At 44.7% G+C, this 9,191-nt stretch carries 8 protein-coding genes; 6 read left to right on the top strand and 2 right to left on the bottom strand.

The window, feature by feature from the left end; all coding sequences use genetic code 11:
* The first annotated feature begins 110 nt into the window (after positions 1 to 110).
* From COV43_05680 to COV43_05660, 5 genes are all read left to right on the top strand, one after another.
* Positions 111 to 1,448 carry a hypothetical protein gene (locus tag COV43_05680; GenBank protein PIR25416.1) on the top strand — a complete coding sequence of 446 codons (1,338 nt, stop codon included), beginning with the start codon at positions 111 to 113 and terminating at the stop codon, positions 1,446 to 1,448.
* Positions 1,449 to 1,648: 200 nt separating this feature from the next.
* Positions 1,649 to 2,878, top strand: a complete 1,230-nt coding sequence (locus COV43_05675; GenBank protein PIR25415.1) for a 3-phosphoshikimate 1-carboxyvinyltransferase — start codon at positions 1,649 to 1,651, stop codon at positions 2,876 to 2,878.
* A gap of 62 nt (positions 2,879 to 2,940) precedes the next feature.
* On the top strand, positions 2,941 to 4,755 hold the full coding sequence (locus COV43_05670; GenBank protein PIR25414.1) for a hypothetical protein: 1,815 nt from the start codon (positions 2,941 to 2,943) through the stop codon (positions 4,753 to 4,755).
* A complete protein-coding gene (locus tag COV43_05665) occupies positions 4,752 to 5,156 on the top strand; it encodes a hypothetical protein (protein PIR25413.1) in 405 nt (134 codons plus the stop codon). The genes COV43_05670 and COV43_05665 overlap by 4 nt, the downstream gene beginning before the upstream one ends.
* Positions 5,157 to 5,200: 44 nt before the next feature.
* Positions 5,201 to 6,163, top strand: a complete 963-nt coding sequence (locus COV43_05660) for a chorismate synthase (GenBank protein PIR25412.1) — start codon at positions 5,201 to 5,203, stop codon at positions 6,161 to 6,163.
* 250 nt (positions 6,164 to 6,413) lie between these two features.
* Here COV43_05660 and COV43_05655 read toward each other — a convergent pair whose 3' ends face one another.
* Entirely contained in the window at positions 6,414 to 7,130 is a 717-nt protein-coding gene (locus COV43_05655; protein PIR25411.1) for a bifunctional demethylmenaquinone methyltransferase/2-methoxy-6-polyprenyl-1,4-benzoquinol methylase UbiE, read from the bottom strand.
* Between the two features lie 7 nt (positions 7,131 to 7,137).
* Entirely contained in the window at positions 7,138 to 7,956 is an 819-nt protein-coding gene (gene aroF / locus COV43_05650; protein PIR25410.1) for a 3-deoxy-7-phosphoheptulonate synthase, read from the bottom strand.
* 70 nt (positions 7,957 to 8,026) lie between these two features.
* On the opposite strand from aroF, the gene COV43_05645 reads away from it, so the two are divergent.
* On the top strand, positions 8,027 to 9,052 hold the full coding sequence (locus COV43_05645; protein ID PIR25409.1) for a hypothetical protein: 1,026 nt from the start codon (positions 8,027 to 8,029) through the stop codon (positions 9,050 to 9,052).
* The last annotated feature ends 139 nt before the right edge of the window (positions 9,053 to 9,191 follow it).

The following is a 9,191-nucleotide window of genomic DNA, read 5'->3' as shown; positions in this document are numbered from 1 at the left end:
TGAGGTTGATTTTTGTTGAGCCTCCGAAAAAACACACCGCTCAAGGTCCGCTATCTTGAAAAAATGGGTTTTTCAGGGGGAACTATATAAACCCTTTACAAATTTTCCACATGTTCTATGTGCAGCGCATGAATTTAATTCCCACCACAAACATCCTTGCAACGCCTGCTAGAACTGCATTTCCTGTTGAAGGCTATCTTTTTCCAGGCCATGGGTTTACTCCAGTTGCGCATCCCCTTACCACTTCAAGCTTCTTGAGTGTTCCACCAAGATTTGCTGCGATTCATTGTATGACAAGGAGTCCACAGTTCACTTTTTTTGGAGGAACAACGGATGGAGCTGATGCTGCTTCTGGTGCAAATGGATCTGGCGGTGGAACTAAAAAAAAGCAGTTAAGTGATGCAGAGATAAAAGCATTTTTGGATGTTCTGGGAGATGGCGCGTGGGAGAGATTTCAACGAAATAGAAAGATTCTTAGTAATGATTATAACTCTTTTTTAGAGCTGGCAGAGATCTGTGCGAAAGAGAAACAATGTTACTTTTTATTTCTTCCCTATGTTTGTGTATTGAGGCTTAACTGGAGCGATGATTTACGTTCGGCCGTACTCTCATCTCTGGTGCAAAGAACGCTTTCCTCGATACTTCCAGCATTTTTAAAAAAATTCAGCCACTTTTATGCTGCCATCAGCAGAGAGTATTCGCCGGATCTCGCACTCCTTTCACATGAAGAATTGAGAGCAGGGCTCTTGCTTAAACTATGTCAAATTGCTCGAAACAAATATGCTTTTTCAAACGCAAGAAATATTCCTGCAGCTCTCGAACGTTGGGGAAGTGAGCTGAGAGAAGAAGCGATACAAAAAAAACGAAATGAGGCAAAAAGTTATGCCGTGAGAGATTTTACTCACATTACCTTTCAAGGAGTTTTGTGGAACATTCTTCTGAGTCAACTACGAGGGCTCTTAGGTGATGAAGCTGGAGCGGCATTAGAGAGGAACGCGAATTCACTGTACGTCCCAAATGTTTTAAATCCCACTTTGTCTGCAGCAAATGCAACACATGCCTTTTTCCGTCTTCTCACCGAAGCGTGGAGTAAGGAAGATACTATTGATCGCGACATGGGCATGAGGCCAAGAAGAAGAGCGTCACTCTTTCCGTTCCTGGCCCTTTCACTTTTGGATCAGTTTATCTCAGCTCAAAGTAGAGCTGCTATTCCAGCCCTTACCTTAGAAGGCGATCGTCATTTTACAGCCGAAGAAACCTTGAAAGCGATTAAGCCGTTTTATGAACTGTACCAGAAAATTTGGCTGCAAATGTTAAAGGTATACAATGGCACCAGATCACCAGAAAACCTTGCAGCGCTTGAATCGCAGCTCTTGAAGGCACTGTATGCTCAGCGTCCAAGTAAGGCTGATGAGATACGGGCGTTGGCATTTTCATTAGTTCAATAGTTCAAATATGTCATCACGAGGATCCGCCTCTGGCGGAGACGTGGCCTGCCTGCCGGCAGGCAAGGTGATCTCGATTTTTGAATTGTCAGAGGAGATTGCCACGTTTCGTTTCACGAAACTCGCAATGACAAAATCTTAATTGTCCATAAGCCCTAGAAACCCCATTGCAGCATTGAACCATTATTGCTATCCCCCAGCGCATGAGCTTAAAGGAATTTTACTACAAAGGAACTTTGCCCGCCTCGAAGTCGATCTTGAATCGACTACTCTTGATGGCCTCGTATGCAGAGCCCAATACAGTGCAGATTGAAGGCGATTCAGCTTGCGATGATGTGCAGCTGATGAAAGCTGGGATTCTTTCGCTTGCTCAGCAAAAGCCTATCCATTGCGGATTTGCTGGCGCTGTTCTTCGTTTTCTTGCGCTGAAAGCTGCGCGTATTCCTGGTCGTCATATTTTGTATGGGCACAAGCGTCTCTTTGAGCGTCCGCAGCAACCCTTGCTAGATAACCTGCAAAAACTTGGCGTGCGTGCGATGATTAAATATGCAACCCAGCCAAAGCTGATCATCGATTCCGAAGGCTGGAAGCCATCTCGCGGTGCACTTGTGGTTGATCGCAGCATTTCCAGCCAGTTTGCGTCGGGCATTGTCTTAAATGCGTGGGGATTGCCGTTTGATTTGAGTTTGCGGTTTTCTAGCGAATCAGTTTCGCCTTCATACCTTGAATTGTCTTTGGCCTTGGTGAAAACTTTGGGCATGAAGATTCAACGCGACAGCGAAGAAGAAATAATCATTCCAGCTTTGCAAAAGCCAGCTGCTGGAACATATCGTGCGGAAAGCGATATGAGTTCTGCATTTGCAGTTGCAGCTCTTGCAGCTGTAAACGGAAGGGCACTTGTTGAACATTTTCCTGAAAAGAGTTTGCAGCCAGATTATGTGTTTGTGGACTTGCTGAAAAAAATGGGTGCCAATGTCAGTTTACATAAGTCAGTGTTGGAAGTGGAAAAAGCTGAACACTTAAAGCACATCAATTGCAATTTGCGAAATGCTCCAGATTTATTTCCTGTCTTAGCGGTTTTGTGTGCACTTGCCGATGGCGTATCTGTTCTTTCAGGCGCGCCACATTTAACCCACAAAGAATCAAATAGGATTTTAAAGGTGATGGATCTTATTCAACTGATGGGACGAGAAGTAGAAGAGCGCGCCGATGGGTTGCTGATTCACGGAAATTCCACACCATTTTCTGCCGAGAAAAAAATGTACAATCCCGACGGAGATCACCGTCTGGCAATGGCTGCAGCCGTTGCAATGCAAGCAGGTTTAAACCTAGAACTGAAAACACCCGAAGTGGTGAACAAAAGTTTCCCCGAATTTTGGGAGATATTTCTTTGTCATTCTGAGCTAGTGCGAAGAATCTCCTCTGACGATTGAACAAGGAGACCCTTCACGTCCGTTCAGGGTGACAGTGAATTATCTGAATCGAGAACTAAAACATGATCACACTTCTTATTGGACATCGTGGCGTTGGCAAAACGGCTTTGCTTTCGCGCATCAAAAGTTATCTTCCTCATGCACTTTGCTTTGATCTTGATGCTGAAATTGAAAAAGAATCACAAAAAAATATTTACGATATCATTACAACAGAAGGCGAAACTGTTTTTAGAAAGCTTGAAGCTAAAATACTTTTTCAGTTTGTTGAGCAATATGCTGAAAGAAATGAACATGTTTTTTTAGCGCTTGGTGCAGGTTGCAACATTTCACCTGAAATTATTTCGCACGAAAACATAAAAGTCTTGTGGATACGAAGAGCCTCTGATGCTTGGGGCAGAACGGTTTTAGGGCGACCGTGTTTAGAAAAAAATCTTAGCTTGAAAGAGTCGTATCTCAAGTTGTTTCCAGAACGAGAAAAATATTATCAGAGTATAGCTCATCAAGAATTGTTTTTGGCCGAAGGTGATTTTGGACCAAGTGAAAGCGAACGTCTTTTTTTTCAGCGCCAAATTACTAAGCTCAATGCATTTATCACAATTCTTCCTGAAGAGTGCAGCGCCTCACGACAAAAAACATGGAACGAAAAAAGAGATTGGGGTTTTCATGCTTTTGAAATCAGAGACGATTTGCTTTCGGATGCACAGCAAAAATGGGCATTAGATTTTTTTCCACGAGAAAAGATTCTATTCAGCTATCGAAATCCCCGAACAAAACAAAATCTTCCACCAAAAAATGTGCAAACAGATTGGGATCTTTCGCTTGGAGAAGATTTTTCTTTTACGCCAATAATTGTTTCGCTTCATCATCCAAAAGAAAATGAAACTCTTTCAGATGCCTTGCAAAGGCTTGTGAATAAAGCGCCAGCGGAGAGCCACTTGAAAGCAGCGCTTCCCGTAGAAAGTTTTGATGAATTGCTGCTTGGGCATAAATGGATGATGCAAGATATCACACGCCGCTCGTTTTTACCGTGCTCGGCTAATGGCCGCTGGGCGTGGTATCGCTTGTACATGCAAGGAAAGATGCACATCAACTTCATCCGCGAAGGCAATGGCTCCAGTGCAGATCAGCCCACTTTACTTGCGTGGCTTCGTCAGCAGCAAACGTCATCAGAAAGTTTTGCAGCGGTGTTGGGAGATCCTGTTGCCCACAGCTTTAGCCCGGCATTTCATGCTGGGTTTTTTGCTGAAATGGGCATGCCGTATTTCGCCATCCGCGTCACCGAATCAGACTGGGAGGCAGGGGCTTTGGATATTTTGCAGGCCCTTGGCTTGAAAATGGCTTCAGTTACAGCTCCCCTCAAAAGGCAGGTGGCAGAACTGCTTCACGCAAAAGGAAGTATCAATACACTCATCTGGAGCCAGCAAACCCAGGCGTGGTGCGGAACAGACACCGATACAAAAGCCTTAGAAACAGCCTTTAAAGTAAGTATGGAAAGCTATGATATCAAAAGACAAATTGCTGTGATTGGAGGTGGAGGCACACTTCCTCTTTTGCAAAAACTTTTTCCGGAAGCTTTGTTTTATTCTGCCAGAACGGGAGAGCTCAGAAGTGGAAAAAACAGAGCTGATGAAGCTCCAGAAATAATTATTTGGGCTGCAGGAAAAAAAACACGCAACTTTTTTTCCACACTACCGAAGGCATGGTCGCCAAAGGTAATTTTTGACCTTGACTATAGCCTTGATTCTTGGGCAATAGAGCTCGCTGAAAAATATAAGGCCCATTATGTTTCTGGAACCGAAATGTTTATACGGCAAGCGCAAGAGCAACAAGACTTTTGGAAAAACTCACTAACCCATTTTTCTAAGGAGAAAGTATGAATCCCGTCGCACTTGGAGTTTTACCAGTATTAAGATTTACACCAGTAGTTCAACCAGCAGTACCTTCTGTAAAATCAGTTGGTGTTAGCGAAACAGGTTTTGGAATGGCAGCAGCACCAGTTGTTCCAGCAGCTGTAAACGTTGACCGATTTGGAATTGCTCAAAGTAACACAGGCGCAAGAATGGTAGGGTGTCTTGCTGGAGCAGCAACGTTTGCATGTGCTCAAACGGTGAGGGCGCAGGAAGTAGCTCTTGATCCAGTAAACACTGGTACGTCAGGCACTTTACTGGACTATGCATTAGCTGCAGGTATGATTGTTACTGCAGTAGCATTATTAGCATTTGGTTGGGAAGGTATTGGTCCATTAGATAGATTGTTTGGACGTGGGAAAAATTCGTAGGCAAAGAATACAATCGCTTTTTATTGATGTGAAGGAGATAAACAATGACTGCAAATAGTTTTGGCAGCATTTTTCATATCACTAGCTTTGGCGAAAGCCATGGCAAAGCTTTAGGTGTAATCATTGAGGGATGTCCGGCGGGCATCCCTTTTGATTTTGAGCTGCTGCAACAATGGATGCAGCGTCGCCGTCCAGGCCTTGGCACACTTGTGTCAGCGCGCAATGAAGCTGACGAAATGCACGTGCTAAGTGGCGTTTTCGAAGGCAAAACCTTGGGCACTCCCATTGCCATGCTGGTTCATAATACCGACACTCGTTCCGAAGATTACCAGCAGATAAAAATCTCTCCACGTCTTGGCCATGCCGATGATGTGTGGCGTGCAAAGTTTGGCCATGTTGATCACCGCGGTGGTGGAAGGTCTTCTGGCCGTGAAACCGTGAGCCGTGTGATGGCTGCAGCCGTTGCAGAAATGCTCGTAAAAAAACTTGCTCCAGAAGTGAGTGTGCAAGGCAATCTCACGCAAGTAGGTCCATTGCATCTTCCGCAAGATGAAGCGAAACTTGAGCAACTACTTACCAAGGCAAAAGAAGAGGGTGAAAGTTTTGGTGGTGTTGTTGAAGTTCTTGTTTCAGCACTTCCCGTTGGACTTGGCCAACCCGTGTTTCACAAATTGAAGTCAGACTTTGCAGCAGCTGTGATGAGTGTGGGCGCGACAACATCTTTCGAATTTGGCGACGGCGTAGAAGCTGGTGGACAAAAAGGAACCGCATTTCACGATGCAAAAACTACAGCTCAATATGGAGGTATTCGCGGAGGCCTCTCAACCGGAGAACCAATCTCCATGCGAATTAGCTTCAAACCAACATCCTCCATTTTAGACGTCGCTAAAAAAGGAAGACACGATCCCTGCATCGCCATTCGCGGCCTTCCCGTTGTGGAAGCGATGGTGTGGTTGGTGTTAGCAGACCACTTGCTGTGGCGGCGGCTTGATTGTGTGTCGGGTTAAAGGGGTGTTTTTATTTCCCCTCCGCTTTCATCCGCCGAAGTTTTAGTGGTGGAAGGAGGGAAAATATAATTGTTTCTAAGGCGTGTGGACAGTAACGCGTTGTCATTCTGAGCGTATGCGAAGAATCTACGTGATTTCAAGGAGATCCTTCACTTTGTTCAGGATGACAACCTTCAAAGATCTTGTTAAAAAAGTTTTTATAATCAACTGCTTAGATTAATTGCCTACACGCCCTAGAAAACTACTCATTCTACCGCACTCGCGCTTTATACATATAGGCTACGCCGCCGGTGAGGCTTTTCATTTCTATTTCGCTGAAACAATCTGCCTCTCGGCAAAGCTGGATGAAGGCTTCATTGCAGGGGAATGAAGCGGAAGATTTTTCGAGATAGCTGTAGGCATCTGATGCGCCAGTGAGCCAGCCGCCAATTTTTGGCAGCAACGTGTGGGAGTAAAAGAAATAAATGTCTTTCCACACAGGCAAACTGGGTTGACCAAATTCCAAAATCATGACCGAGCCGCCAGGCTTTGTTACTCGCGCCATTTCTTGCAACGCTTTAATGGGATAGCTGACATTGCGAATGCCAAACGCAATTGAAGTAATGTCGAAGCGTTTATCTTGAAACTGTAAGTTGGTTACATCAGCTTCTTCAAAGCGAATAGGGCAGCCAGCTTTTTCAGCCTTTGCTGGTGCGGATGCTAGCATTTCGGGGCAGAAGTCGGTGCCAATGACATGACCAGAATTTCCCACACATTTCTTAAACGCGATAGCAAGATCGCCCGTTCCGGTAGCGCAGTCTAGAACGCTATCTCCGGGTTTTGCCTTGCTCATGTTCACCAGTTTTTTTCTCCAGAGATGATGAATGCCGGCGGAGAGGTAGGTGTTGGTTTTGTCGTAACGGTGCGCAATGCTGCTAAACATTTCGCGAATTCGCTTTGGATTGCGCATGGGCATGTTTGTATTCATAGTTTGCTTACTTAAGAAAAAGGGAACGGATCTGCAAAGCTTTTTTGATGATGGGAGCAAGCTGCTCTGGCGAGAGCGCCTGATGCCCGTCAGAAAGCGAGTTGCCAGGATCATCGTGCACTTCAATCATCACACCGTCAGCACCAATGGCAGCTGCTGCGTAAGTCATAGGCGCAACCAATTCACGCATGCCGGTTCCGTGCGAAGGATCGATGAAAACGGGATAGTGAGTTTGTTGTTTCACCAAAGCTGCAGAAGCTAAATCCAAAGTGTTACGCATGCTGTTTTCAAACGTGCGAATGCCACGCTCGCACAAAATAATATTCTGATTTCCTTCTTGCTCGATATGCTCCGCAGCCAGAATCCATTCTTTAATCGATGCCGAAAAAGCTCGTTTAAGCAAAACTGGTTTTGATGTTTTCCCCAATTCTTTCAAGAGAGGATAGTTGTACATATTTCGTGTTCCCACCTGAAAGACATCAACAAACGCAAGCAGTTCTTCTACTTGTCGAAGATCTGTGATTTCAGACACAAGCGGCAAATTCAATTCTGTACAGGTTTCGCGGGCGATGAGAAAAGCATCTTTGCCTAAACCTTGAAACGAGTTTGGATTGGTGCGCATTTTATAAATGCCGCCGCGCAAAATATGTGCTCCCGCTTCTTTCACTTGGTGCGAAATGCGGCGAAACTGATCGGCCGATTCAATGGAACAAGGGCCCGCTATAACGGTAAAAGAGCCGTCACCAACAGTGGCGTTTCCAATGCGAATTTGGCTGGTAGTTTCTGGCATAGGGGTAGAGATCTTTCCTTGTTTTTCTTTGTCCATTGCGCTTTAAGCCGATGCCAAGAGAGATTTCAATAAAAAAGCGTTTTTTCGTTCTTAGGACTCGTAAAAGATGAAGGAATCACAAGAGATAGCACTTTGCAGCCTTTCCGAAACAGAGATTCTGCTTGGTTTTGGGCCATTTACAGCATCTGCGAAGCCAGATGAAAGCAAAGTTTCTTTTTTCATTTCGGATTTTTTTCTGCAGGATGCAAAGCCATGGAAGATACCAGCCTCGTCTCAAGTGCTTTCGCCCACAGCTTTAAAGGCAATGTGGAAGTCTCAACTCCTTACAGCTCTTGAGTGGAAAGAAGATTCAAAAAAAGTTTTCTTTCAGGTTTTTGAAGATATTCAAGCAAAAATTCAAAATGGTGAATTGAAAAAAGCCGTACCGCTTGTATTTGAAGAGGCTAAACGAAGAGGGTGCGAAAAGGTACTCTTCAGTTTTTTGCAGCAAGTGCGAGAGATGAATGTTTCTGAAAGTCTTTACGGATATAGCTTTGCGGACGATGGAGTGATAGGCGTTAGCCCCGAAATCTTATTCGAACGAAAAGCTGATGGCTCACTTTGCACCATGGCATTAGCAGGAACGAAATCAAAAGAAGATGCTGCACTTTTGGAAGATGATTCCAAAGAAAAAGCAGAGCATGAATACGTTATTCGTGGCATTGAAGATAGTCTTGCTCCATGTGCAAAAATAAAAAGAGGAAAAACATCATTGCTCGCATTGTCACATTTGGTACATCTTTGCACACCACTTGAAATTGTTTCAGAGCAATGCCTTTCGTTTGAAAAACTTGTTGAGGCTTTGCATCCAACACCTGCGCTCGGATGTTTTCCGCGATCATTCAACGCAACGTGGTTACGTGCTCAAGAAAAGCAACACAAGCGACATGCCTTCGGAGCCCCGTTTGGCGTGCGTTTGCCGGATGGACGAGAAAAATGTGTGGTTGCCATTCGCAATATAGCGTGGGATGAACAAAAAATTTCTATCGCAGCGGGTTGTGGAGTTGTGGCACAAAGCAACGCCGAACAAGAGTGGAAAGAATTAAAATTGAAACGCAACGCTGTGAAAAAAGCGTTTGGGTTGATGGTTTAGATTTTTTTTCCCATTATGCCCAGGATGACAAAGAGTTGTGAGAATTCCTGGATTGTATCTTGAAGTGAAGTTGAATTTGGAAGAGAAAGAAAAGAGAGGAAGTGATGGCGTAAAGTGGATAGGTCATAAAAGACCGAGG

The sequence above is a fragment of the Deltaproteobacteria bacterium CG11_big_fil_rev_8_21_14_0_20_42_23 genome (genome assembly GCA_002796345.1).
In the GTDB taxonomy this organism is placed as follows: Bacteria; UBA10199; UBA10199; order 2-02-FULL-44-16; family 2-02-FULL-44-16; genus 1-14-0-20-42-23.
The sequence above is the reverse complement of the archived record's forward strand: the minus strand, read 5'-3'. Positions and strand labels throughout refer to the sequence as shown.

Bases quoted from the DNA above. Each gene is read 5' to 3' on its own strand.
- COV43_05645 (PIR25409.1), top strand. From the start codon at position 8,027: ATGAAGGAATCACAAGAGATAGCACTTTGCAGCCTTTCCGAAACAGAG.
- aroF (PIR25410.1), bottom strand. From the start codon at position 7,956: ATGGACAAAGAAAAACAAGGAAAGATCTCTACCCCTATGCCAGAAACT.
- COV43_05665 (PIR25413.1), top strand. From the start codon at position 4,752: ATGAATCCCGTCGCACTTGGAGTTTTACCAGTATTAAGATTTACACCA.
- COV43_05675 (PIR25415.1), top strand. From the start codon at position 1,649: ATGAGCTTAAAGGAATTTTACTACAAAGGAACTTTGCCCGCCTCGAAG.
- COV43_05655 (PIR25411.1), bottom strand. From the start codon at position 7,130: ATGAATACAAACATGCCCATGCGCAATCCAAAGCGAATTCGCGAAATG.
- COV43_05680 (PIR25416.1), top strand. From the start codon at position 111: ATGTTCTATGTGCAGCGCATGAATTTAATTCCCACCACAAACATCCTT.
- COV43_05670 (PIR25414.1), top strand. From the start codon at position 2,941: ATGATCACACTTCTTATTGGACATCGTGGCGTTGGCAAAACGGCTTTG.
- COV43_05660 (PIR25412.1), top strand. From the start codon at position 5,201: ATGACTGCAAATAGTTTTGGCAGCATTTTTCATATCACTAGCTTTGGC.